This window comes from Caballeronia udeis, assembly GCF_001544555.2.
GTDB classification, from domain to species: Bacteria; Pseudomonadota; Gammaproteobacteria; order Burkholderiales; family Burkholderiaceae; genus Caballeronia; species Caballeronia udeis.
The window spans coordinates 1-24,843 of the sequence record NZ_FCOK02000039.1 but is presented as its reverse complement, the minus strand read 5'-3'; the positions used below and the strand labels follow the sequence as shown (position 1 = coordinate 24,843).

Below are 24,843 nucleotides of genomic sequence, written 5' to 3'. Positions count from 1 at the left end.
TCACGGTACGAAAATGAATCTGCCCTTCGGCTGTACGCGATCACATGGACTTTTATCTGAAAACTCACAATGCACCCCGCAATCGCCTGAGCTTTAGTGCTCCGGTAAAGCTCTTCCACTGGATCACGGTCTTGCTGCTCATTATCCAGTTCACCATTGGATGGTTGATGCCGGATGTGCATAAAGATACCAAGCCAATTGGATTGATCAGTTTGCATGTTTCGATTGGGTCGCTGATCGTCTTGGTCGTTCTGATTCGATTGGCATGGCGGCTGACCCACCCAACGCCCCCAGAACCAAGCGCTCTCCCGCCCTTGCTTCAGGCTGTTGCACGCGCGACCCATTGGCTTTTATATGCGTTACTAGTCGCGTTCCCGCTGATGGGATGGGCAAACGCGTCGTCGCGGGGATGGCAGGTCTCTCTGTTCGGCTTGGTACCGCTGCCGCCGCTCTCACCCACAGGTTCGGTTCTTGGACATGAAATGGGCGACATGCACCAGGTATTTGCATGGGTATTGCTCGTGGCTGTCGGGCTGCACATCTCAGCTGCCTTATTTCATCATTTCATCATAAAGGATGACACGCTGCGACGGATGTTGCCGCGACGGAGATGATTGAGAACCAGAAGCACCTTCACCCGTCTGATAGTGGCGTGGAACGCCGAACCTGGGGGGCGCGTAGGGCGATAAGTAACCAAGGCGAGGCGTGGGCACCGCCGCTGCCCTTCGGGCTGATCGGGCTACCTGGACGCCGTTGAGGCCATCCAGGGGCCACGCCTCATGCCTTTCCAGCGATACCTCGCATGCCAATAGTGGACTGTAGCTCGAACAAAAACGCGGACGCGATCGAAGGACGCCGGCCGCCTCTAATGCGTCACCTGCTCGCCAACATAACTACGCCCTCTAAAACGCAACAGCATCTTGCAACCCGGCTGGTTGTCCCCGATCTCGAAGTCGGCCCCATGCATACGGGCAATTGCAGCAACAAGACTCAGGCCAAGGCCGTGCCCCGTCGTCGTATCCGCTTGCGCACCCGCACTCCGGTAAAACGGCCGAAGCACTGCTTTGCGCTCGCCCACATCAATACCCGGCCCGGTGTCGGTAACCTGCAGCGCGGCAAAACCATTGTCGTTCCAAACCTCGAGCGTTACTTGCCCTCCCCTCGGCGTAAACTTCAGCGCATTGTCGAGCAGGTTCTCGATTGCGCCGAACAACAAGTCGATGTCGCCGATGACCTCGACAGGTGCAGGCGCATGCACCATCATCGACAAGCCGCGATGCTCGGCAAGCGGTTCGTAAAGCTCAACCACGTCGCGCAGCACGGTATCAAGCGAGATCGAACCAAAACTCGCGCGCCGTCCGCCGGCCTCGATTTCCGCAATTCTCAGTAGGGCCGTAAAGCGATTGAGCACGGCGTCCGACTGTTCGATTGCCGTGTCGATTGCGTCGGCGTAGTCGTCGACCGCAGTCGAACGGCGGCGCACCCGCTCCAGCCCGCCGCGCAGACTGGTCATCGGCGTACGCAGATCGTGCGCGATGCCGGCGCACACACCGCGGACCTCGCTCACGAGCCGCTCTATTTCATCGAGCATCGTGTTGACGATCCCGGCAAGCCGGTCAAGATCGTGGTTCGTATGACGCGTAGGCAAGCGCCGGTCCAGTTGGCCTGCCATGATTTCACGGCTCGTCTCGCTGATGGCGCGGATGCGCCGGTTCGACATCCTGTTCAGCGCGGCGCCGCAGCCGACCGCAAGCAGGATCGTCAGCGCGAGGCCAGTGCATAGCGTTGTCACCAGCGTCCGGTCGAACACGATGATTTCGTCGATCGAATGCCCCACGACAATTTTCAGACCGCTTTTTGTGGGCACGATGATGCCGCGATATTGGCTTGTCACCCGGCCGCGTCCCTCGAGGGTCGCCTGCGCGTAATCGAACGGCGTACCGTCTTTCTGCGCCGGGAGGGTATCGACGTTACCCGCGAGCCGCTTGCCGTTCTCGTCAAAGAGGCCATAGGGCCGGCTGCTCGCCACGTCGCGCCGGCTCAGTGCGCTGATAGTTGCAATGGCTTCGTCGCGGCCGATCGATTGAAACTCCGCCACCTCTCCGTTAAGGCGTTCATCGACCTGGTGAAGCAGGTAACCGCTGGTGAGCCAGTAAAGCAATGCGAACAGCGCTATCGCCGAGCTGACGAATACCAGCATCAGCCAGCCAATGCTGCCCGGATTCAGGCGCGCGGCACGCCTACTCGGCGGGCTGGAGAATATAGCCGACATTACGTACCGTATGAATCATCGCCGACATGCGCCCGTTGAGGCTGACCTTCCGGCGCAGATGGCCGATATGCATGTCGATCACGTTGGTCTGCGCGTTGAAGTGGTAGTTCCAGACCGACTCGAACAAGAGGGTGCGAGTGACGACCTGACCGGCATGCCGCATCATGAATTCAAGCAGACTGTATTCACGCGGCTTCAGATCGAGTGCCTGGCCAGCGCGTTGCGCCCGGTGCATGCTGGTGTCGAGCGTCAGATCGCCGACACTCAGAATAGACGGTGCCGCCGCCGACGATTGGCGACGCAGCAGGACGTTAAGGCGCGCGGTCAGTTCGAGACTATCGAATGGCTTGGTGACGTAATCGTCGCCTCCGGCACGCAAGCCCCGCACGCGCTCATCGACTGCTGCGAGCGCGCTCAGGATCAGCACCGGGGTCTGTTTGCCGATGTTGCGCAGCGTCGAAAGAATCGACAGACCGTCTATGTCAGGCAGCATGCGGTCGAGCACCACGACGTCGAACTCGCCGTCGATCGCGCGCAACAAGCCATCATGTCCGGACGACACGCATTCGACGTCGAAACCATAGTCTTCGAGCGCTGCCCTGACTTCCAGCGCCGCATTCTGGTCGTCTTCGACAACCAGAATGCGGTACTTCCGTCCGATCGAGCGGACGACGGCCTGTTCACTTGCCAAGCGATTGTGTTCCAGGTTGAGCCTGCGCGACTTGCCGAAGCGGATTCCAGTTCCCGTCCGGCAGCACCGGCGTGCCTTCTTGCGCGACCGCCTGAAGTGCAGTCACCGGTAAGCCAAGCGCGGCGAGGATGGTCGGCGCGACCTGCGTGGTCGACACAGGATAGGTCACTTGCTGGCCCTGCGCGGCAAGACGCGGACTAGACACGAGCAAGGCAACGCGCGTGTCGTCGTCATGGAATCCCCCATGTTCAGCTAGTTTGCCATCGCCAGGTGGCGTAAATATGACACCGTTGCGAGACACGACAACAATATCCGGTGTACGGCTGTCTCGCGATGGCGAGGGAAACCGCAGCGCCAGGCGCTCGCCGCTCACGACATCGGCGATACCGAGCGCGTTCGCATTCGCCCTCAACGCAGCGCTCACCGCGGGGGTAGCCGAGGTGTCATTCAGCCAGATCAACGCGCCATAGTCCGTGGTCAACTGGGCGAGCGCACCCGGCGCGGCCTTGTCGATCACGCTTTCGAGCCGGCGCTCGTCGATCTTGTTGAGCAGGCTGGTATCGATGGGGCCATTGCCGTGCTTGGCTGTCACGATGATCAAGGTATCGTCACGCAAGCCTTGCCGTTCAAGCTCGCTCACGAAGCGCCCGATCAACTGGTCGGTATGTCCGATCGCGCGATCCAGCCCCGCTGTCAGATCGCCATCCGCATTCTTGTATCCGTAGATTTTTTGCGCGACATTGACCGCCTGCAGATTCAGGCCGAAAACGTTCGGTATGACTGAATGCTTTTTCCCGTCGTGCGTCAGGCCGTCGATTTCGTTGACGATCACCCGCCCTTTCATATCGTCATAGTCCTCGGTCCGCGGAAGCGAACCGGTGATCTCCTTGGCTGCGACGTTGGTGAGCCCTTCGTAGTTCGCGCCGATCTCCGGCAGGAACAGGTCGTCGACACCGTGCCCCGAAGGACCCTGGACCAGTTCGTAGGTCGGATGTTTGTCGGTCCAGGCGGTATAACCCCCGGCCGCATGCACCGCTTCGAAGATCGTGTTGACGCGCAGGTAACTGTGGGGATAAACCGGCACGCAACCGTGTGCAGGATCGCGAGGCAGCTTGGCAGGATCGATAATGTCATGCCCGTCAGCGGCGGCCAGATCGAGTGATTCGTCGTAGCGAACGCGGGTGCCGAGCCGGCTGCAATCGCCGCCTGGCGCAGCCAGCGCCCGGTCGTACGAGTCGTCGTAATAGACGCCGGTCACGGCGGGCGTGCCACCGGTTACCAGAGCCATCAGGCCAGGAAACGAATCGGCGGGAGCGACAGTATGAGCGTTGGTGTAGTCGACGCCCTGCTTCAGAAGGCTCGCGAGCGTGCTGTCCGGATGGGCATCGATGAAATGCGCGAGATCGCCGGTGTGCAGACCGTCGACACTGATCAGCAGGACGTGGCGCACGGGCGCGTCAGGCGGCAGCGACGCCGCGGGCGTGGCTGCGGTTGCGGCGGCCGTGGACAAGCTCAGCAAGGCTGCAATAACGGAGAGTATTTGTTTCATTCGTTGGCGTCTAGATTGAAGGTTACCCAGAGCTGTTCTTCCAGGGTTTTGCCCATCTGGGCGGGGTCGGGTTTCGGATAGGCCGCATCCCTCACGGCCGCAAGCGCCGCGCGATCCAGCATTCCACTGCCGCTCGACGTGATGAGCGTTACGTCCGATACGCTGCCGTCGCGATACCGGAAGCCCACTCGCGTGCGGCCCGCCATGCCGGCCATGCGTGCCGACTCCGGGTAGTGAAGCGCGGCCTGGATCGCGGCCCGCATGGCGTTCTCGAAGCTCGGATTGGGCGCTGCAGGCGCCGCTGCGGGCATCGCAGGAGGCGGCTGCGGGGCAGGTGCCGGGCGCGTGTCGGTAGGCGCTGCAGACGGCGTTGCGGGCTCCGGTACCGGGGTCGGCGTGGGTGGCGCGGCGGCCGGCACCGGACGTGGCCGGGCAACATGCGTCACTTGATGCACAGGAGTAACAGGACGGGCAACGGGCTGCGGCTTGAGAACGGGCAACGGCACGGGCACGGGCACGGGCACGGGCACAGGTTCTGGCGCGGGCGCGATCGACAGCATGGTCACAGGCGGTACGACCGGCGGCGCCGGCTTGTGCGCAAGCATCAGATACCCGCCGCCCAGCAGTAGCGCTTCGGCGAGCAGCGCGAGCGCTGCCGCCGGATAGAAACGTCGTCGTTCCGGCACGAAGCCGGCAGCAGAGGGAGTCGCCATATCACTTCGCCGCGGGTTGCGCGGCAAGCGCGATCTGCGAGACACCCGCTGCACGGCACGCATCCATCACGGTGACGAGATCCTGGATCTGTGCCGCCTTCGATCCGGCGATCGTCACTACCGTATGCGACGCATTCGGCCGCGCCGACAACATCGCGGTCAACCCGGCCGGCGTCAGCGCATGGCCATCGACCGACATGCTGCCGTCGGTGGACAACGTGACCATCACCTTGGGCGGCGGCAAAGCGAGGGCGCTCGCACTCGACGGCAACTGGGTCCTCAGGCCGGCGTTGGGAATCATGTGCAGCGTAATCATGATGAAGAACACCAGCAGGAAGAACATGATGTCGATCATCGGGATGATCTCGATCCGGGCCTTTTTCGCTTCGAAGTAGTTCATTGTCAGGCCCCTTGCGAGGCAAGTTTCCCAATCACCGCGCGCGGCCCTGCCCCTTCCCTCAGTTCCTTCGAATGTTCGTGCGATCCGCTCGCCAGCCGGTTGACGAGTGCAGCCTTCAGCGTTTCAAGCTGATGCACGACCGCGCGCACACGGTTGTGCAGACCGTTGAAAAACACCAGGCCGATCATCGCGACAAACAACCCAGACGCAGTGGCGATCAACGCTTCGGCCACACCGCCCGTTACCTGCGTGGGTGCGTTGCCCGGGTCGGACAGCACCTGGAATGCATTGAACATTCCCACGATCGTGCCGAACAGGCCAAGCAGCGGCGCGAGCGTGACGATGGTATCGAGAACCCACAGCAAGCGGTCGATGCGCGGCGCTTCACGCATGATTACTTCCTCGAAACTCGCGTCGAGTTCTTCCCGCGTTCGGGAACCATGAAGGCGTGCGGCCGTCGAGAAGATCCGCCCGATCGGCAGGCCCCGATATTTCTCGGCGAACGTGGCGAGCGTCGATGTGTCGAGCTGATCGAGACGGTCGATCTGCTGGAGCGCGGCGCTCCCACAGCCCGAAACGCGGTGCAGGAACCAGGAGCGTTCGATGATGATCGTCAACGCGACAAACAGCATCGCCGCGATGACATAGAGAACGCCTCCGGAATGGTTGGCCAGGTTAAGCAGCGTGTTGAAAGTCATGCAGGCAAACTCCTTTTAAAAGTCGGTCGATACGGTGCCGATAATCGCGCGGCCCGGAATCGTCCAGTACAGCGGCGTATTGTCGGCAGCGGTGAAGCCGGCAAGCGCGTTGATGCTGGTACGGTTGAAGATGTTGTCGACTTCAAGGCCGATGCGCGTGTTGTGCAGCCACGGCGCCAGGTTCTTGATCGTGTAGGAGGTCGCGAAGTTCGTCACCGTAAAACCGCCGATAGGTTGCTGGTCGCCCGTGGAACCAAACTGGTGCCCCACGAACTTGGTGATCAGTGACCCGTTCAGCGGCCCGCGCTCGTAAAGCAGGCCCAATGCCGCGGTGCTTTGCGGTGCATCCGGCATCCAGTCGCCGGTGCTCTTTTGCTTGGCTGAGTTGAAGGTCAGGTTGCCGTACAGGCTGAAGCCAAGTCCGGCGTAGAACGTCGCTTCCGATTCAAAGCCCTTGTACACCGCGCCGCCGGCGTTCGAGAACGTGGTGTTACCGCCCACCGTCTGGCTCGTAATCGCGTTGAGGAAGTCGATGTAGTACAGGTCGGCGGATACGGTCAGCCGCTCGCTTTTATAGGTCGTGCCGATCTGATAGTTGTTGGTCTGCTCAGGGCTGGGCTGGCTCGATCCCGCCGGATTCGTGACAAAGAAAATGTTCAGGTTCGGCGCGAGAAAGCCCTGCGCGAACTGTGCGTAAGCGCTCCAGTTCGAGTTGATCTGCTCGTGCAGCGTCACCGATGGAAGCACCTTCGTCCAGGTATGGCTGAAGTTCACCGGCACGCCGCTGCCCTGGTCCACGGGCGCGTCGATACTGCGATTGAACGACACGTATTTGAGGCCCGGCGTCAGTGTCAGTCCGAAGGGCAACTCCCACGCGTACTGTACGTAGGGTTCGAATGTGAGCAACGTGTCGTTCATCGTGAAATTAAGCGTCTGGAGCGCAAAATTCAGCGAGTCGTCCACGTTCATGTTGTCGCGGAAGTTCGACTGATGCGTGAGCCACCCGCCAAACTGCAACGTACCCGGACCGATCTTGCGTTCCGCCGTCGCGATGTCGCCGAACGCCCGGTAGTTGTTGGCAATCTGCTGCCCCGGCACGTCATTCGGACCGAAGCTGGTGCCGTTCGGGGTCTCGCCATTCGGGTCCAAGCCGTTGAAACCGTCGTGGTAATACCCGTAGGTGTAGAGCTTGTTCTCGATCTTCCACTCGGCAATACGGGTCTGGACATCGATGTATTCCATGTCCGTATTGATCCGATCGAAGTTGTAGCCCGAATAGGACTGACTGGTTGGATCGTTGCTAAGTCCGAAGTTCGGGCCGAACTGATGAATCTGCGCCGCGGTCGCACCTAGCGAGACGTTTTGGTGAATGCGGTTGTAGTTCGCGTACACGGTGACGAGGGTGTCGTCGCCGATGGGCTTCTCCAGCTTGAAAAAGACGTTGTCGCGGCGTTGCGAAGCATTGGTCAGGTAACCGTCGCTGCTGGTATGGGTGTAGCCGACCATGGCGCGCGCATCGCCCCACTGCTGCATGTCACCCGTATTGAATTCCGCGCCCGTGAGCCAGGTGTCGAAGCTGCCGTACGAACCCAGAAGGGAAACCGACGGGGTCATGGACGGCTCTCGCGACTGGATGGCAATCGTGCCGCCGAAGGTCGCGAAGCCGATCTGCGATGCGTCACCCGGGCCACGGTCGACGTTAATGCCGCCAATATTCTGCGACGTAAAAAACGACGTCGAATGGTGCGTGAAGTCGTTGGAATCGCCGAACGGAATGCCGTCGAATGTCACGTTGAACTGGCCGTCCTGGAAGCCGCGAATCGACAAGCCCTGTGACTCCATCAGGCCCGCGCCGTTCGGGTTGACGCTGTTCACGCTCGGTGCGATCTGGACGATATCGCTATAGTTTGCCGTGGGTGCGGTGCTGTTCTGGATATAGTGACGGCTGATGATCGATTGCGGTTCGTCCGCTGTCAGCGAGCCTTGCGTGGGCGCCTGTGCCGGCGCCGACTGCGGGTTGGCCGGTGTAGAACCGCCGCTGGACGAGTTGGAAGTGGCGGTGCTTTGTACCGAACCAAGATCCCCCGTTGCCTGTGCATGAGATACCTGAGCAGCAGTTGCGCACAGCGATGCGAGAACAATATGCGCGAGTGGTTTCTGGCGAAACCGTGAACGTACCCGTTGCATTTTTGACGCGTCCTTGTTTTAAATTTCCGTCTGGATGGAAGTTGACAAGGCGCATCTTAGAGACAGCACATTAACCGGTAGTGATGGCTATCTTACGAACTTAAGCATTGCATTACGAATGCATAACAGGCCCGTCGCGCAAGTAGTTTTGCTATGAGATGACCTGCCGAAACTCCCTGCCAGACGCCGGACGACCTGAACAATCGATCAGGCGCATCTGGTTTCCTCACAGCCGCTAACCAACCCGCACACGGCATGCTTCAGATTGAAATCACCTATCAATGCTTAGCCGATACATAGTGCGAATTTTCATATTAATTTTTAATAGCACTCCGTATCTTTTAATCAATCCGACTAGATTAACTCTGACTACACACTTGACTTCCTCCGCGCCATAGCGCGGAGATCGCACGCCAAGATATTTTCGTAGCAACGTTCATTCGGTTCGCGTTTCAACCATTCTCAGGAATCGCTGCGTTCGCTCATGCTTCGGATGATCGAGCACTTCATTCGGCGGGCCCTCCTCGATCACCTGTCCTTCATCCATGAAGATCACGCGATCCGCCACCTCACGCGCGAACCGCACCTCATGCGTGACCACCATCATTGTCATGCCGGCCTTGGCGAGCGTGCGAATAACGGCCAGCACCTCACCCACCAGCTCGGGATCGAGCGCGGAGGTCGGTTCATCGAACAGCATAAGGCGAGGCGAAATGGCGAGCGCGCGAGCTATCGCCACACGCTGCTGCTGGCCTCCGGATAGACGATGAGGCAGATGATCCGCGTGAGCCGCCAATCCAACCGCGCTCAACAAATCGAGGCCCAGCGCATGCGCTTTTGCCATCGGTTCCCCATAGACATGAACGGGCGCCTCGACGATGTTTTCCAGCGCGGTGAGATGGTCAAACAGGTTGAAATGCTGGAACACCATCCCGATACGGGCGTTGGCCCGTGCTTTCGCAAGATTGCGGGTCGGGCGCAGGCCGCCGCCAACCTGCTTCTCATAACCGACATATTTACCGTCGACGGTTATCTGCCCCCAGTCCAGCGGTTCCAGGTGGTTAACCAGGCGCAGCAGCGTGCTCTTGCCGGAACCGCTCGGCCCCATCAAGACCACGACTTCACCGCGCTTGATCACCAGGTCGATGCCTCGAAGTATCTCCTTCTGCCCGTAGGATTTCTGGACGTTGTAGCAGACGACGAAGGGATCGTCGGAGACCGGCGCCGGGGTACCGGCGGTCCGAACAGCATCGACCCATAGGAGGCTCCTGCCCGGTGGAGCGGGCGGCCTGTCCGTGCTTTCGACAAGCGCCGGCAACGCGGAGCGCTGCTTGCGTTCCGTCTCTGGATTGAAGGCACGCTCGAGATAGTATTGCGCCACGGCGACGGCGCTCGTCATTACCAGATAGAGGACGCCGGCAGCGGCGAAGACTGTGAAGAACTTGAAATTCTGGCCGACAATCTGCTCTGCCCGGAAAGTGAGTTCGTTCACGAAGATCACCGACGCGATCGACGTGCCCTTGATCATGGAAATGCCTTGATTGGCCATAGCCGGCAGGATGGCCCGCATCGCCTGAGGCAGGATGATGCGTCGAAGCGTCAGGAGCGGCCCCATGCCGAAGGATGCCGCGGCAAGACTCTGCTTGCGGTCCACGGAGAGAATGCCGCCGCGGATGATCTCGGCGCTGAAGGCGGCCTCGTTCAGCATGAATCCGACGACCGCAGTGGTGAAACTATCCAGCTCGATGCCCACCACGGGCAACGCGTCATACATGAAGATGATCTGCAATATGACCGGCGTCCCACGCATGAACCAGATGTAGAACCACGCCGGCCCACTGATCGCCCGGACACTCGACAGCCGCATCAAGGCGAGGATCAGGCCAAGGATCGCGCCGCCGACCATTGCGAGAGCGGCTATTTCGATGGCGAGGAGCGCCCCTTTCGCTAGGAACGGATCGAAGAGATAACCGACTGATGCCTGGATCGCCGATACGGTGATCATCGATCGGGTCGCGGCTGAAGTGGCAGTTGGAGGTACCGGCGCGGGTACCGCTTTGGGCGTTGCCTTAGGTGTCGATGCAGCGTCCGGGCACCCTACTATGCAACCACCGCTTCCGAAGTTTCCTCCCTGCCCGCCCACCAGATCGTTCGCCGCGAAGGCCGTTGTCAGCGACAGTGCGAGCAATCCTCCTATCAGTAAAGTCCGCTTCGGATCGCTTCGTTTCAGGAACCGCACGCTGGCATGAAGCAGATCCAGCAACCTGTCCAGCAGTGCGATGAAGGGCGCTTTCGTTCCTGCATGTGCTCGAGCAACGGATCGGTATGCCATTTAGAAAATATTCCTTCTCGCCGGCCTTTTAAGGAAACGGGTCCGATAGGCTCCATTCAACCTGCCGGTACTTCGCCGGGCGCGCGAGCAGTCATTCATTGGCGGGTCTGTCCTCACGACTTAGCCGGAAAGCGGCCTTCCAGCCGCCTCGGCACGGCGCGTAACGGATCGCCATCACTTCCGCTATTCCGTCTTGATCTCGACAGGATATTGGAGCGACGGATCGACCTTGTACTTGGCCAATATTGCTTTTTGCTGGCCGCTCGCCTGAACGACCTTCAACGCCTCGGCAATAGCCTGGAGCAGTTCGGTCTCGCCCTTGTTCACGGCGACGCCGACGTGAAAGCCGCTCAGGATGCTGAATGCGAGCGCGAAGTTCTGCGGCTGGTCGGCGACAAGAATGTTCGACATGGCAAGATCGGTCATGATGACGTCCACGCGGCCACTCGCCACCTGACGCAGCCCGGCATTGAGATCAGTGTAGGTGACCAGATTAATGTCAGGTTTTCCCATGCTGACGCACTTCTTGCCCAGGTCGTGGAACGCCGCCTCTTCAACCGTCCCAAGGCCGGCCGCCGCATTCAGGCCACAGATGGAATCGAGGCTGTCAACATGCTTGGGATTGCCCGCATGCACGATGAAGCCGGTAGCAGCGGAAAGATACAACGCATAGTTCACCTGCTTCGCGCGGGCCGGCGTGTAGTTCAGCGTGTCCCACATGACGTCATTGCGTCCCTCGGTCACCGAAGTAATCAGCCCCGCCCACACGCCGACGCTCTGCGTCCAGGGCACGCCGATGCAATCGAACGTCGCTTTGGCCAGGTCGATATCGACGCCGATGATCTTGTCGGGATTTTGAGGATCGCGGTAGGTGAACGGCCGCTGCAGGCCATCCAAAGCAACCTTGACCGTCTTGCCGACGAGGCTGGGATACTTCTCCTTAAGTCTGGCCGGTTCGCATTTGGCATCCTGCGCATGGGCAATGCCCGCCGTAGCGAGGAACAAAACTATCAATAAAGCAAAGCTCGTGCGGATCATGGCTATCTCTCCCTGTCCATAGGCGGCGCGGGCCACCGGCCCTTTTACACATGTCGGAATGACCAACTCAGATGACCAGCGCAACCGCTCGCACCGGACAACCGGTTCCCCCGATCGTCTTGATCGGGAACGCGCAAAAAAGAAAATCCTTGTGAACAAGCCTCTCGAGACTGCAGAGTTGCTGAACCATGCAGATATTGTTCTCGAGCCACGCAAGATGTGTCGGGTCATGCCACTCGTCCGGATGGTCCATCCCGATGAGGTCCGTAGCGAACAGCGTGACCTTTTTTTCTACCATCCATTGCGCCGATTCCGCCGGAATATGCGGCCGGATACGATTCATATTCTTTTGGCCCCACACCTTGTCGACACCGGTCCAGCAGATAAGCGCGCTACCCGGGCCTACCGCCTTCCCCGACACTTTCTCGGCCTCCTCGAAATCCTCGACCGTGATCGCCTCGCCGACCTTGCGGTGAGTGAGGTCCAGGAGGTGGCCCGGCAGGCACAACTGCTCGACGGGAATGGACGCTACGTCCATTCCGTCTTCGACGAAATGGCGAGGCGCATCGATGTGTGTGCCGGTGTGCTCCGAGATAAGAATCATTCGGGCTGCGTAACCCACCTTTCCGCCGCTCAGTTGCTTCGTCTTGGCGATCGTATCCATCATCGGAAAGGCGGTCGTCCACCCCGAAATATTTTCCATGTTCTCGGAGACTTCGTGACTTAGATCGATTACTTCCTTGATCGGATTCTGGAACATTAGCTAGTTCTCCCATTCCATCGTTTAGGGTCGGCACAACAAAGGTGACGTCGATGTCTCAAGATACGATCGGGTCAAAAAAACGACTTGGATCAGCACGAATGATCTCTTGCCTATTTTCGTTGCGGCCGCGGCCGTTGCTTTCTGTAGCCATACCAAAGCGCGGGTGGATAGGCACTCAAACAATCCTCTTACGCTAAGGATACCTTCACGTTCCGGTGAAAACACTCTTTCGAATCGAGCCGTGCACGCCCCAGTTGGCGTCCACAACCTGAGTCACACCAAAGTCCGCCGAGACCGACATCAGCGCAATCGCTTCATCCTCACTCAAGCGATGCACGGTCATGAGGAAACGGCGCAACTTCCGGAAAGCGTCGCGCATGGCCTTGTCGAGGCTGGCGTGTTGCGCAACCTCGACCTGGGCGTTGGGCCCGAGTTCGGCCAGGTAGTTGGGAAAAGTGAACCCGTACACGGACCATTGGTGCTCCGTTTCGAGCATGGGATGAGTCAATCCTTCCAGAATCGTCCCGTCAAGTTGATCCTTTTTATGGAGGATGAATTCGAAATCGCCGGTGAGCGAGGTCTCGATCGCGGTGCCGCCAAGTTCGCTATCGCCTTGCGCCGCATGCGGATCACCCACGGAGAAGAAGGCGCCCTCGACGGCGACCGGGTAGTACATCGTTGCACCCTTGCCCACGCGCCAGTCGTCGATGTTGCCGCCGGTATAGCTCGGCGGGGTGGAGCTGACATAGTCCGACTCCGAAGGCGCCAGTCCCATCGTTCCGAAATGCAGCCGCGCCGGCACCTTGATGTTGGGAAGAATGTTCCCTCGCCGCCGCACGAGCGTTTGGTCCACCCGCACGCCGGGATAGTCGATCGTCGAATGGACGATGCCGTCCGGATCGGTTTGCGGCGTCCAGACGTAGTTGTAAACAGCGCTCGCGAAGGGCTCACCGGAGGTATCGAGCTCGAAGATAGTGACGACTTCCCGGGGCTTCGGTTCTTCGATCAGGTCGTGGTACTGGAAGCCCCAGGAAGCGGCCACGTTCGAGCCGAAGCAGCGGCCTGCATGACAAGCGTGGCAACTCGGCCGGGGGCGAACGTCCAGGATGCGAACCTCCAGGATATCGCCGGCCTCGGCGCCTTCTATTACCACGGGGCCGGTTAGCAGGTGCACGCCGATCCCCTCGCCCGAGCCAAGCCTGAAGGGGCCCTCCGTCGGGCCTGCGCCGCGGCGCGACACCGCCTTGTGTTCGCGAGTCCAATGGAACACGCTCTCGGCACCGGGGTCGCCGGCGATCATGCGCTCATGGTCGTCGTTCGCATGATGGGTCAGCGTCTCGATGGTGGCCCGATCGCCGGACTGCAGCGTGAGGCTTGGCGCAACGTGCTTGCTGAAATATCCCCAATGCACGGTGGCAGGCGACACGGGAAGGATGTGATGCTTCATGTTCGACCCTCGGGAAGCGACGTGCGGATTCGGTGCCAAGGCACACGCCAAAGCGTACGCGAACGATATCGGCAGGACTTGTCTGGCCGCGCACAACTGCTGGTATGGGCGTGCACGCCAACGGTTGGGGACCGGACAGTACCGGTTAAAGAACCGCAGAAAAGTGGCACACGCAAAGTGCTTCATCGTGCATGCATGCGCCGCAACGGCGCATGCATGCACTGCGCTACGGCAAGCGCAGGAGTGGAACCGGACGCAACACGCCCATAACGTCCATGGCGCGAAGGTTGCTTCGCATTCACCGTTCTGCCGCGTTTCTTTGGGGAGCCTTGTTTGGACGTGTCGCGCTTTACTACCGAGTCATATCCCGAGGTGGAACGGGTGCGCGCATGGACCGCCGTGCTCGACCGCCTTGGCTGGTGCGGCAGGCCCGGCGCTTCCGGGCACAGGCTGCACGGCACGTTGACGTCTCAGACATCGGCGGGCGGCTTCGAGCTCACGTCGCTTGCTTCCGTGCCGCAGACGCTCGACCTCAAGGCCGATAACACCGATAGCCTCATGATTGTCCTGCATCTCGATGGCGACGCGACGCTCGTGACCGATGGCCTGCGCGAACGTGTGGCCGTGCGCGACATCGTCTATGCGTCGTCACAGGAAGTGGCGTCGCTCGTGTTTGCCACGAACTTTCGCCTGTTCATGGTGCGAGTTCCACGGGCCGCGATCAACGCCCGCCTCCTGTCGCCGTTTTCATTGCGCGCAGCATGTCTGTCGGGCGATGCCGGTATCGGTCATGTCTTCTCCGGTTTTCTCGTGTCGGTAGCGGAGAGTGTCGAGACGCTCTCCGCCGGCGAGCTGCGTCCGTTGGAACTGGCGCTTGCCGAGTTCCTCGTGGCGAGCCTCGCGGGGCATGAGCACAAAGGTTCGTTCGGTGGGCTTACGCCATCGCAGGCGGCAATTTTTTCGCGCATGTGCCGGTCCGTAGAAGCGAACCTCGGCGATCCCGAACTGGGCGTTGGCACGCTCGCAAAAGAAGAGCGCGTGTCGCCACGATACGTGCAAAAGCTGTTCGAAACCGCGGGGCAAAGTTTCTCTACCTACCTTCGTTCGCGCAGGCTCGAACGCTGCCGTGCAGAACTCGTCGATCCGCTGTACGAAAAGGTTTCCGTCTCCGATATTTGCTTTCGCTGGGGCTTTAACGATCCCGCGCATTTCAGCCGTGTCTTTCGCGAACGTTACGGCGCGTCTCCGCGTACGTTCCGTCACGAAGCGAGTCTCGAGATCGCACGCCATCTCGTGCGTCGCATCTCGCGCGGTTTGCCGGTCAACGCGACCGGTCTGCTCCTGCATGCGAAACAAGGGCACGCAGAGGCGGACGCGGATGCGCTCGTTGCACTCGATGATCCCTGTATCGACCCGGTCAAGATTGCAGCGCCCGCTCCGCGCGATAAACCTCGCCATCACCTGTTGCGCGCGACGGCGAACACCGTGCACTGGGGCTATTTCAGCCATGACCTGAAACCGGTGCTTGAAGTGGACAGCGGTGACACGGTCACCATCGAGACATTGACGCAGCACGCATCCGACGATTGGGAGCGCATGATCGCGGGTGACCCTGGCGCGGAAAGCGTTTTCCACTGGACGGCCGAGCGCAAGAACGTGAACCGGCGAGGCGCGGGTCCGATGGATGCATCGATCTTTGGCCGCGGCGCGGGTGAAGGCTTCGGCGTGCATATTTGCACGGGCCCGATCGCCGTTCGCCACGCGGAGCCCGGCGACGTGCTCGAAGTGCGCATTATCGATATTTACGCACGGCGTTGCGCCAGCCCAAAATTCCATGGCCGCGCCTTCGGCAGCAACGCAGCCGCGTGGTGGGGCTTTCACTATCGCGAGCTTCTGACCGAACCGAAGCCCCGCGAAGTCGTCACCATCTACGAGATCGATGCAGAACCGCCGCCAGACAGCGTCACCGCTTACGCGCGCGCGGTCTACAACTATCGCTGGACGCCGCAGCGAGATCCCTTCGGTGTGATCCATCCGACCATCGACTATCCCGGCGTGCCGGTCGATCACTCGACGGTGGTCGAGAATCACGACATCCTCAAGAACGTAAGCATTCCGGTACGACCGCATTTCGGCGTCATCGCGGTGGCGCCGCAGCAGGACGGCCTGATCGATTCGATTCCACCCTCGGCGTTCGGCGGCAACCTGGACAATTGGCGGGTCGCACGCGGTGCGAGCGTCTATCTGCCGGTGGGCGTGCCGGGCGCACTGCTTTCGATTGGCGATCCGCATGCGTCACAGGGCGACTCAGAGCTGTGCGGCACGGCAATAGAATGCTCGCTGACCGGTGACTTCGAACTCGTGCTGCACAAGAAGAAGTCGCTGACCGATCAGCCGTTCGCCGATCTCACCTATCCGCTCGTCGAGACCGACGAAGAATGGGTGTTGCACGGATTCAGTCATCCGAACTATCTTGCTGAATTCGGAGCGAATGCGCAGAGCGAGGTCTACCAGAAATCGACGCTCGACCAGGCCATGCGCGACGCTTTCATCAAGACGCGGCGCTTCCTCATGTCGACTAAGGGCTTGTCCGAGGATGAAGCGATCTCGCTGATGTCGGTGGCCGTGGATTTTGGCGTGACCCAAGTGGTGGATGGCAACTGGGGCGTCCACGCCATCATCCGCAAGGCGCTTTTCACTGCGTGAAGCCAGCCGGCTCACCACCAGTTCAAAGTTGTACACCCCGCGTGAGCGCACCATCGACAACAAGATTCGTCCCGCTGACGAAGCTCGCGGCAGGGCTCACCACGAAAGCCACCGCGTTGGCGATCTCCTGAGGATTCGCCATGCGTCCGGTCGGGTTCAACGCGAGCGCCTCGGCGTAGAGCTTCGGGTTGTTGTGCTCAATCCAGTCCCATACGCCGCCCTCGAAGTACACGTTGCCGGGAGACACCGTATTGGCCCGGATACCCCGGGACGCCAATTGACAGGCGAGGCCCTGCACGTAGTGAACAAGCGCCGCTTTAAAGGTGCCGTAGGGTCCGGCCGCAAAGTCTATTTCGCGTCCGGAGACACTCGATATCGCGACGATGGACCCAGCCTTGCTCGACTCAAGAAACGGCAGCGCTGCATCGACAAGATTCACCGTGCCGAGCAGGTCTGTTTCGAATTCCTTGCGCCACGATTCGATATCGTTGCCGATCGCAAGCGCACTCACGTTCGCGACTACGATATCAAGACCACCCCACTGCGTCCCGACGCTTGCGACCCACGCCTTCAAGACGGCGCCATCGGCCACGTCGATTGCCGCGCCCAGCGCACGGCCCCTGCTGAGTTCTTTTAGCTCGATCGCCGCCGCTTCGACTACCGCTGCATCTCGCGCGCAAATCGCGACATCCGCGCCCTCGCTTGCAAGCGTCCGTGCGATCGCGAGGCCAATACCCTTGGTGCCGCCGGTGACGATCGCCTTCAAACCCTTTAGTTGCAAATCCATGGTTGTTGTCCTCGGATACAAGATGCCTCATCGCGGTCACCGCCTCGCGACGCCACCACCGTCTGCACCGGCTCACCTCTTCGGAAGGTATTTCTTCGCCACCTTGCAGACGTACGTGAACTTTGGGTTGACCATCTGCGTGCAGCGCGCCTCGGCGATCTGTCCCAGCAACATATAGGCTTCCGACGCCGGAATACGGTATTCTTCCTCGAGCCAGTAAATCATTTCCTCGAAGGCGATGCGCAAGGCGTCGTCAAGCGGACGGGCGCAGCCGACGGTGCAGATGTGCGTCGGCGTTTCGATGCGCGGCCACGTCATGTGTCTGGGTGCCGGCACGAGGTCGACCTTCAGCGTCAGATGGCCGCGAATTTCGATAGCGCCCATGCCGTTGCATTCCGCATCGCCCTGCAAGGCGTGCACGTCGCCGAAATAGAGGTACGCGCCTTCATGAAAAACGGGGAACATGATGCGGTTGCCGTTCGTCACCTCCTGGATGTCCAGGTTGCCACCGTGCACGCCGTTGTCGATCGTAAGCGTGCCCCCCGCGACCGGCGCGACTCCGATAACGCCGACCATCGGCCGGGCTTCGAGCTTGAGCGTATCGCTCCAGTGCACGACGCCGTCCTCCACCACGACGTTGCGGTTCTGGATGCCGAACTCCTTCTTGCGCACCCAGTCTGGAAAGATGCCAATGCCGGGCCAGAGCGCCGTATAACCCAGCCCATGCACACCGACTTCAAGCACGTCGATCACCACCATGTCGCCAGGCTTCGCGCCCTTCAGCCGCACCGGCCCCGTAGCGGGATTGACGAACGGCAGAGTCACCTTCGTTTCATCGAGCTTCTCGTGGAGATGCGTGATCAGATGGCCGCCGATGTTCAGTTCCGTCTCAACCTCGAAGGTTTCGCCGGGCACGACTTCGGCGATAAAGCTGTCGGTCGCGGCAAGCGCGTATTTCAGTTGCTGCTTGCTGATGACCTGATGGCGCGTGGACGCAATGTTCATGGTTTCACGGGTTCCGGTAAGCGGGCGGGATCGACGGTCAGCTTCAGGCCCGCGAAGATGTCTCGCAGCGACGCGGGGATGACGAGCTTCGTGAAGACCTGGCACTCGGTGACGCCGGGGATGCGCATCAGGTTGATCTGGTCGTCGTCGACGGCAGCCGCGGCTTTCAAGTGGATGGAAGGCTATCCTTAACCAGGCATATGCCCGGTATGTGTCTCGCTCGCACCATCATATGAACTCAATAAATGCGGCATTTGCTCGGACGCGAACGAAATCTTGTCGTACAGCGCACAGGGAAGCGTTAAAGACCTTGGGTAACCGGGTTAGTTGGCCAGCCCCAGGCCCGCGCCATCGTGGCTGGCTTCTGGGGCACGCCAGAATCGCGTGAACAGAAATGGGTGGTGGTCCTGCCTGATTCCGCGACCCTCGTCCCGAACCTGTATCGAGGTGTTTTTGATGATCAGTAATACTGTGCATTAAGCGCCGCACCGACGCCGACCACAACACGATGCGCCGCCTGAATCCGGAAATGCCCTTCAGACTAAAACACCGCCGCCGTCGATCACGACGGTCTGCCCGGTGACGAACTCGTTGTTCATCAGATAAACGTACGTCTGGGCGATGTCGTGAGCCTCGCCGGCACGCCCGACCGGTAGCCTCGAACCGGCGTGCAGGTACATCGCTTCACGATCGCTCTCCGGGACGTTTGACCACAGCGGCGTGAGTACCAGACCCGGGCTGACAATAAGCTCGCGCCTGTAATAAGCGACTACCTCGAGTCCAACCCTGACGTTCAGGTGGAGCTGTCGCTGACCGACCGGTTCGTCGATCTCGCCGATGAGAGTTTCGAAGTGGCGATCCGCGTCGGCGCACTGCGGGATTCGAGTCTGATCGCGCGACCGCTGGCGCCCTCTCCGCTCATTGTCTGCGCGTCTCCCGCGTATCTTTCACGATACGGAACCCCGGCAACGCCAAAGGATCTGGAAAGACACCACTGTCTCGCGACCGGATTTGCCCGTGGCCCGGAACGCGACTGGCGCTTCACCCTCGCCGACGGCTCGGAAGAGACCGTGCGTGTACCAGGGCGCCTCGATATCAGCGGCGGCGGCATGGCCCTGCGTGAAGCCGCCCTTGCCGGTCTGGGCATCATTCTCCAGCCGGAGTTGATGGTGGAGCAGGATATTGCAGCCGGAAGGCTGATCCAGCTGCTTGCCGACTCCCCGGCGCCAATCATTCCCGTGCATCTTGTCTATCTGCCGGAACGCAAGCTGACGGCCAAGCTCGCGAGTTTCGTTGATTTCGTGATTGCGCGATTCGGTCCGGGAGCTAAGGAAGGTCTGCATAAATCGTGCAGGATTGGGTTGCCAAATAAACGATCGGCTGCGACGATTGTGGAATGAAACAAGCTAATCTGGGATTGGATTTGACGACCAAACGAACGCGTAAGCGAGAGTTCCTCGACGAGATGAACCGCGTGGTTCCGTGGACCGAACTGGTGGCGCTGGTGGCGCCGCATGCACCCGAAGGTAAGCGAGGGCGCCCGCCGTTTCCCGTGGAGACGATGCTGCGGATCCACTTCATGCAGCAGTGGTTCACCTTGAGCGATCCTGCGATGGAAGAAGCGTTGCATGACGTGCCGCTGTTTCGGGAGTTTGCTGCACTGGATAACTGGAACATGCGTCTGCCTGACGAGAGCACGATCTTGCGATTCAGGCATCTGCTTGAGAAGCACGCGCTTGCAGCCCAGATGCTTGCAGCGGTCAATGCGGTGCTTAGCAGCAAGGGCCTGTTGCTCAAAGCAGGTACGGTCGTTGATGCGACGCTGATCGCCGCGCCCAGTTCGACCAAGAACGCGAGCGGTGAGCGCGATCCTGAGATGAGCTCGACGAAGAAAGGCAATCAGTGGTACTTCGGGATGAAGGCGCATATCGGCGTGGACGCCGAATCCGGGCTGGTGCACACCGTTGAAGGAACGGCCGCGAATGTACATGACATTGTCAAAGCGGACGCGTTGCTGCACGGCGAGGAAACTGTTGTGTACGGCGATGCGGGCTATCGTGGGATACAAAAACGTACCAGCGCAAAGGCAGTGCAATGGATGGTCGCGATGTGCCCGGGCAAGCGCGCGGCGCTGGACAAAGACGACGCGCTTGATCGCATCGTCAACAAAATTGAATACCTTAAAGCAAGCGTGCGCGCCAAGGTAGAACATCCGTTTCGGGTAATCAAACTGCAGTTTGGCTTCGCGAAAGCGCGCTACCGTGGTCTGAAGAAAAACACGGCGCAACTGACAACGCTGTTTGCGTTGTCCAATCTCTGGATGGCGCGTCGCAAGCTGTTGAAAATGTGAGTGGTAGACGCCGCAAGAGCGGCGATCCATAAACATAAAGCTCAATTTTTGGTTCGTTTTCATCCGGCTCGCAACGCAAAAATGCCCTTCGGAGATCCACCAATTTCGAATGTGGTCAACAGTTACCCTGAAAACGAGTTGTTCAGACCTTCCCTAAGTAATCACGAGTCAGTTGGAAGCGCCCAAGGAAATTGAACGCGGCAAGCCGGGCGAACATTACCGTAGGCCTCGGTCTTCAGATCTCACGCGAACGAGTCGTTGGATCTCGCGGATACCCCGATCTGAACATCGCACCCACATTGTCCGAAATTTGGATGTGGTCCCTTTCCGCCAGCAGCCAGCCAATCGATTTTGGCGCGGACAAAGCGGGTCATCTTCTCCAACTCCGTCGCCTTCGCTTCCAGGCTGGCGAGCTGTCCGCTCAAAATCTCGATAAGACGCGCACCCGTGATGCCACTTTCGCGGCGCTCGGTGTCGAGCGCGGCTATCTCCTTTAGCGACAGACCAAGGGACTGCCCCACCCGAATGACCTCCGCGGTCTGAACGTCCTCGGCCGTAAAGAACTGGTAAGGATGGCGGCCACCCTTGTCGCTTGTCCCGGGCCTCAGAAGACCGAGACGCACGTAAAAGCGCACCGTATCGCGGCTTAGCCCCGTGGCCCCCGCAAAGTCTGAAATCAGCATCTTGCCCCCTTGACCATGGAGTATGGTCCACACTTAAAGTCTAAGCCTCCGCATCTAAAGAGGAAACAGAAATGACGAAGACATGGCTGATAACGGGAAGTGCAAACGGTCTCGGAAGAAGTATTGCCGAGGCAGTTCTTGATAACGGCGACCGCCTTGTGGCAACGGCGCGCAGAGCTGATCTGCTCGCCGACCTCCAGGAGAAATACGGCGACAAAATCGCGGTAGCAACGCTCGATGTAACCAACGGGGCCGCTGCGCAAGCCGCCGTTAAAGTCGCAGTCGATACATTTGGCGGTCTCGACGTTCTCGTCAACAACGCCGGGTTTGGGTCTGTCGCGCCATTCGAACAGATGCAGGAAGACGACTTCAAAGCGCAGATGGATACGAACTTCTACGGCGTCGTCAATTTGACCCGTGCCGCCCTTCCCATCATGCGCAAGCAGCGCTCTGGATACGTCATCAACATCTCCTCGGGAGCTGGCCGGCTTGGCGCACCAGGCATGAGCGCCTACCATGCTGCCAAGTTCGCGGTCGGTGGCTTCACGGAATCAGTGGCGAAAGAGGTGGCTGGCTTTGGCGTAAAAATCGTCGCCGTCGAACCGGGGAGCATGCCAACCAATTGGGCCACGCTCGCGTCGAAAAGCGCCCCAAAACTAATGCCGGAGTATGAACCGAGCGTCGGACACCTTCTTGCAATGACGCAACGACTGGCGGGCAACGAGATAGGTGATCTGACCAAATACGCAAAGGTCATCTTTGATCTGTCTCGCATGGACGCCCTTCCAAATCATTTGATTCTTGGAAGCGATGCGCTGTTCGCTGTTCGCATGGTCGAGGCGGCCCGCGATAAAGCGGCCTCGCAATGGGAACACATCACCACGTCGACCGACCGCGACGGGGCCGATCTCTCGTTTTTGGAGAACCTGTCATTGCATGAAAAAGGGCTGGCGCAGCGCGTTGGTGTACAGATTACGCGCGTTCGGCCGCTTTCTGCCTACCGAAAGCGGCGTTAGACAAACAGGCTATTGTGATCGCTCCGGCGTCAACAGGCTTTTTAGAAATTTCCTCCGTAGATCTGCGTCGGTCTCGCTTCGCAATGGCGCCTTCAAGAAGTCCAACTTTCGGGCATTCTCGAGCGTGGCGAATCCATGTAATGCGCTCCAAATGGACAACGCTCGAGCCCAGGCGTCTTCGGTCTCGACATTTCCAAGGCGGACTTTCACAGTATTCAAGAGAATTTCGAAGGCATCCAGCCATGCCGCATTGTAGTCAGCGTTCGACCTGTCCCTGATGCCGTCACTGAACATGACTCTGTAGCGAGCTGGCTTACGTTCGGCGAATCTTAGGTAGGCTTCGCATATGGCCTCGAGGCTATCGGAATCGTTGTGCACTGATCGTTTCAGTGCAGCTCGCAACAGCTTTGCGAACTCGGCGAAGCTCACTGCAGCCACAGCAGTCACCAAGCCCGAGGCGTTTCCAAAGTGGTGAGCAACGGCAGTTGGCGTCACGCCGACGCGTCGAGCGCATTCGCGCAAAGAGAATTCTTTCGCCCCCTTTTCTTCGAGCAACCCCTCTGCCGCCTCAATGAGAGCGTTTTTCAAATCACCATGGTGATACTGATCTTTTTGATCTTTTGATTCGGCCCGGTTGGGCGAAGCCACTTTCACTTTCACTCCTCTGAACTATGCAGCATCACTGCCTGCTATGACGACTGTAGTCCGCCATTCTTTTCAACGGCGGCTTTCCGTTCGCTCGGCCCCTCGCCCCTCTTTACGCGGCCAATCGTGGACCAGCTGTCGCACGCATTTGCCATTCGAAACGTACCCCAATTATGGGGCCGAGACCGACTGTCTAACAAGCAGGCGATCGCCATTGACGCTTTGGATGCGCGGATCGGCAAGCTGTTGAAGTTCAAGCGTTGCTGACCCTGCATGACGCTGCACCTCAGTTGGAGACAACGAGATCAGACTCAAAAAGGAGGATCCCGTCTCGCCAACTTCCATCGACGTAATTTTACAAAGCATCTTGACACCGTACAGATATATACCCTACATTTCATCTTGACACTGAAAAGATTGTTTCACCATGTGGTCCGCGCCTGACGGCTTGCTCAGCGAGAGGCCGCGGTCGATGCACGCCCTATAAGTGCTCGCCTTCCCAACAATTCATTGGATCGACAGTGATAAAATTCTTCATGCGCGGGCATCGCTCGCAGGCAGTTATAGCGGCCGTTGTCCTGCATTCGTCGTTTGTGCAGGCAGAGGAACCCAACGCTGTGCCCTTCAGTGGCGATGACACGGGGTTCACGTTGTTAAGTAACGCCACAAACGTAACGAAGTGGGGGCTGGGCGTAGGCGCTAGTGTTCAACAGTCACCCTATCGAGGGGACGGCGCCCAGTTCAGCCCTATACCCATTGTGTATTTTGACGACAAGTGGGTGCACTTTGCCGGGACCACGCTCGATCTGAAAATTGGAAACTGGAGCAGTGTCCTATTTAGCTTGCGCGGAACCTATGCGATCGATGACGGCTATAAAGGCTCCGACGCAACTGCCTTGAACGGGATGCAGAATAGAAAGGGGGCTTTATGGTACGGACCCGCGCTCGAATGGAAAACAGGTATAGGCACGTTGTCGGGTGATTTCCTGACCAGTGGAAATAAAGGACAAAGGGCAAGCCTGGATTTCAGTCATGCCTTCGAGTATGGCAAGTTCTCCATCGAACCGCACGTTGGTGCGGAGTGGCTCAGTCGAAAATACGTTGACTATTACTATGGCGTACGCCCCTCGGAGACCCGGGCAGGGCGAAATGAGTACACCGGCAAAGCGACCTATGATGTATCCGTCGGCACGCGTATCGACTACCGGTTGACGCAGCATCAAATAGTCAGTTTCGACGTAGGTGTCTCCCGCTTGGGCAGTGGCATTAAGGATAGCCCGATTGTTGGAAAAACCACGATTCCCGAAGCGAGGCTCGGATATCTATATCAATTTAAGTAAGGACTGAAAATCATTGCGTCATGTTGGGCTGACACCAATGACGCGCCAGCTTTCGATTGATTTCGCTTTGCTGGAATTCAACGGTCGTGGGTTATTGAATAGCCCCCGGCGTCAGACTACTTGTCGTGTTATCTGATTCTTATAGACATGGTCCGGGGGCGGTAAAATCAGAGTGAATGAAAACCTACTCAGCAGAAAGAAAAGAAGCGCTGGTGCGGCGC

The 24,843-nt window shown here is 59.3% G+C and carries 24 protein-coding genes; 6 read left to right on the top strand and 18 right to left on the bottom strand.

Annotated elements, in window-relative coordinates; genetic code table 11:
- Positions 1-44: 44 nt before the first annotated feature.
- The gene (locus AWB69_RS25005; RefSeq protein ID WP_082913571.1) at positions 45-614 is read left to right on the top strand and encodes a cytochrome b; all 570 of its coding nucleotides are present in this window, start codon (positions 45-47) and stop codon (positions 612-614) included.
- A gap of 251 nt (positions 615-865) precedes the next feature.
- Here the strand turns inward: AWB69_RS25005 and AWB69_RS25000 are convergent, their stop codons facing one another.
- The 11 genes from AWB69_RS25000 to AWB69_RS24950 form a co-directional block, all read right to left on the bottom strand.
- On the bottom strand, positions 866-2,272 hold the full coding sequence (locus tag AWB69_RS25000) for a sensor histidine kinase (RefSeq protein ID WP_062089509.1): 1,407 nt from the start codon (positions 2,270-2,272) through the stop codon (positions 866-868).
- Entirely contained in the window at positions 2,241-2,963 is a 723-nt protein-coding gene (locus AWB69_RS24995; protein WP_062089508.1) for a response regulator transcription factor, read from the bottom strand. Before AWB69_RS24995 ends, AWB69_RS25000 begins: the two co-directional genes overlap by 32 nt.
- Positions 2,953-4,512, bottom strand: coding sequence for an alkaline phosphatase family protein (locus tag AWB69_RS24990; protein ID WP_082913570.1), 1,560 nt, complete (start codon positions 4,510-4,512; stop codon positions 2,953-2,955). The genes AWB69_RS24995 and AWB69_RS24990 overlap by 11 nt, the downstream gene beginning before the upstream one ends.
- Positions 4,509-5,225 carry a TonB family protein gene (locus AWB69_RS47945; protein WP_062089506.1) on the bottom strand — a complete coding sequence of 239 codons (717 nt, stop codon included), beginning with the start codon at positions 5,223-5,225 and terminating at the stop codon, positions 4,509-4,511. The genes AWB69_RS24990 and AWB69_RS47945 overlap by 4 nt, the downstream gene beginning before the upstream one ends.
- 1 nt (position 5,226) lies before the next feature.
- On the bottom strand, positions 5,227-5,625 hold the full coding sequence (locus AWB69_RS24980; protein WP_062089505.1) for an ExbD/TolR family protein: 399 nt from the start codon (positions 5,623-5,625) through the stop codon (positions 5,227-5,229).
- Between the two features lie 2 nt (positions 5,626-5,627).
- On the bottom strand, positions 5,628-6,323 hold the full coding sequence (locus AWB69_RS24975) for a MotA/TolQ/ExbB proton channel family protein (RefSeq protein WP_062089504.1): 696 nt from the start codon (positions 6,321-6,323) through the stop codon (positions 5,628-5,630).
- A 15-nt stretch (positions 6,324-6,338) separates the two neighbouring features.
- A complete protein-coding gene (locus AWB69_RS24970) occupies positions 6,339-8,510 on the bottom strand; it encodes a TonB-dependent receptor (RefSeq protein WP_062089503.1) in 2,172 nt (723 codons plus the stop codon).
- Positions 8,511-8,946: 436 nt separating this feature from the next.
- Complete coding sequence (locus AWB69_RS50390) at positions 8,947-10,842, bottom strand: amino acid ABC transporter permease/ATP-binding protein (protein ID WP_062089502.1); 1,896 nt, start codon at positions 10,840-10,842, stop codon at positions 8,947-8,949.
- A 183-nt stretch (positions 10,843-11,025) separates the two neighbouring features.
- A complete protein-coding gene (locus tag AWB69_RS24960; protein WP_062089501.1) occupies positions 11,026-11,880 on the bottom strand; it encodes a transporter substrate-binding domain-containing protein in 855 nt (284 codons plus the stop codon).
- Between the two features lie 67 nt (positions 11,881-11,947).
- Positions 11,948-12,640 carry a cyclase family protein gene (locus AWB69_RS24955; protein WP_062089500.1) on the bottom strand — a complete coding sequence of 231 codons (693 nt, stop codon included), beginning with the start codon at positions 12,638-12,640 and terminating at the stop codon, positions 11,948-11,950.
- Between the two features lie 208 nt (positions 12,641-12,848).
- On the bottom strand, positions 12,849-14,090 hold the full coding sequence (locus AWB69_RS24950) for an acetamidase/formamidase family protein (RefSeq protein WP_062089499.1): 1,242 nt from the start codon (positions 14,088-14,090) through the stop codon (positions 12,849-12,851).
- A 333-nt stretch (positions 14,091-14,423) separates the two neighbouring features.
- Between AWB69_RS24950 and AWB69_RS24945 the strand changes: the two genes are divergently transcribed.
- Complete coding sequence (locus AWB69_RS24945) at positions 14,424-16,796, top strand: acetamidase/formamidase family protein (RefSeq protein ID WP_062089498.1); 2,373 nt, start codon at positions 14,424-14,426, stop codon at positions 16,794-16,796.
- A gap of 22 nt (positions 16,797-16,818) precedes the next feature.
- Here the strand turns inward: AWB69_RS24945 and AWB69_RS24940 are convergent, their stop codons facing one another.
- From AWB69_RS24940 to AWB69_RS49570, 5 genes are all read right to left on the bottom strand, one after another.
- Complete coding sequence (locus AWB69_RS24940) at positions 16,819-17,583, bottom strand: SDR family NAD(P)-dependent oxidoreductase (protein ID WP_062089497.1); 765 nt, start codon at positions 17,581-17,583, stop codon at positions 16,819-16,821.
- 72 nt (positions 17,584-17,655) lie between these two features.
- Entirely contained in the window at positions 17,656-18,588 is a 933-nt protein-coding gene (locus AWB69_RS24935) for an acetamidase/formamidase family protein (RefSeq protein ID WP_062089496.1), read from the bottom strand.
- Positions 18,585-18,758 carry a hypothetical protein gene (locus AWB69_RS47940; RefSeq protein WP_197500313.1) on the bottom strand — a complete coding sequence of 58 codons (174 nt, stop codon included), beginning with the start codon at positions 18,756-18,758 and terminating at the stop codon, positions 18,585-18,587. The genes AWB69_RS24935 and AWB69_RS47940 overlap by 4 nt, the downstream gene beginning before the upstream one ends.
- A 153-nt stretch (positions 18,759-18,911) precedes the next feature.
- Complete coding sequence (locus AWB69_RS46005; protein ID WP_269447492.1) at positions 18,912-19,031, bottom strand: ATP-binding protein; 120 nt, start codon at positions 19,029-19,031, stop codon at positions 18,912-18,914.
- A gap of 93 nt (positions 19,032-19,124) precedes the next feature.
- Positions 19,125-19,334, bottom strand: coding sequence for an SDR family oxidoreductase (locus tag AWB69_RS49570; RefSeq protein WP_269447491.1), 210 nt, complete (start codon positions 19,332-19,334; stop codon positions 19,125-19,127).
- Positions 19,335-19,385: 51 nt separating this feature from the next.
- On the opposite strand from AWB69_RS49570, the gene AWB69_RS49565 reads away from it, so the two are divergent.
- Together AWB69_RS49565 and AWB69_RS24925 are read left to right on the top strand one after the other, a co-directional pair.
- On the top strand, positions 19,386-19,988 hold the full coding sequence (locus AWB69_RS49565; protein WP_231937222.1) for a LysR substrate-binding domain-containing protein: 603 nt from the start codon (positions 19,386-19,388) through the stop codon (positions 19,986-19,988).
- The gene (locus AWB69_RS24925) at positions 19,985-20,938 is read left to right on the top strand and encodes an IS5 family transposase (RefSeq protein WP_062089495.1); all 954 of its coding nucleotides are present in this window, start codon (positions 19,985-19,987) and stop codon (positions 20,936-20,938) included. The genes AWB69_RS49565 and AWB69_RS24925 overlap by 4 nt, the downstream gene beginning before the upstream one ends.
- A gap of 242 nt (positions 20,939-21,180) precedes the next feature.
- Here AWB69_RS24925 and AWB69_RS24920 read toward each other — a convergent pair whose 3' ends face one another.
- Positions 21,181-21,621: a MerR family transcriptional regulator gene (locus AWB69_RS24920; protein WP_062089557.1), complete on the bottom strand. Its 441-nt coding sequence runs from the start codon at positions 21,619-21,621 to the stop codon at positions 21,181-21,183.
- A 71-nt stretch (positions 21,622-21,692) separates the two neighbouring features.
- Here AWB69_RS24920 and AWB69_RS24915 point away from each other — a divergent pair, with 71 nt between their 5' ends.
- On the top strand, positions 21,693-22,637 hold the full coding sequence (locus AWB69_RS24915) for an SDR family NAD(P)-dependent oxidoreductase (RefSeq protein ID WP_063977895.1): 945 nt from the start codon (positions 21,693-21,695) through the stop codon (positions 22,635-22,637).
- Between the two features lie 9 nt (positions 22,638-22,646).
- Here the strand turns inward: AWB69_RS24915 and AWB69_RS24910 are convergent, their stop codons facing one another.
- Positions 22,647-23,291 (bottom strand): TetR/AcrR family transcriptional regulator, encoded by a 645-nt coding sequence (locus AWB69_RS24910; RefSeq protein WP_062089494.1) that lies wholly within the window; start codon positions 23,289-23,291, stop codon positions 22,647-22,649.
- A 512-nt stretch (positions 23,292-23,803) separates the two neighbouring features.
- On the opposite strand from AWB69_RS24910, the gene AWB69_RS24905 reads away from it, so the two are divergent.
- The gene (locus tag AWB69_RS24905; protein WP_231937221.1) at positions 23,804-24,622 is read left to right on the top strand and encodes a MipA/OmpV family protein; all 819 of its coding nucleotides are present in this window, start codon (positions 23,804-23,806) and stop codon (positions 24,620-24,622) included.
- Positions 24,623-24,843: the final 221 nt, after the last annotated feature.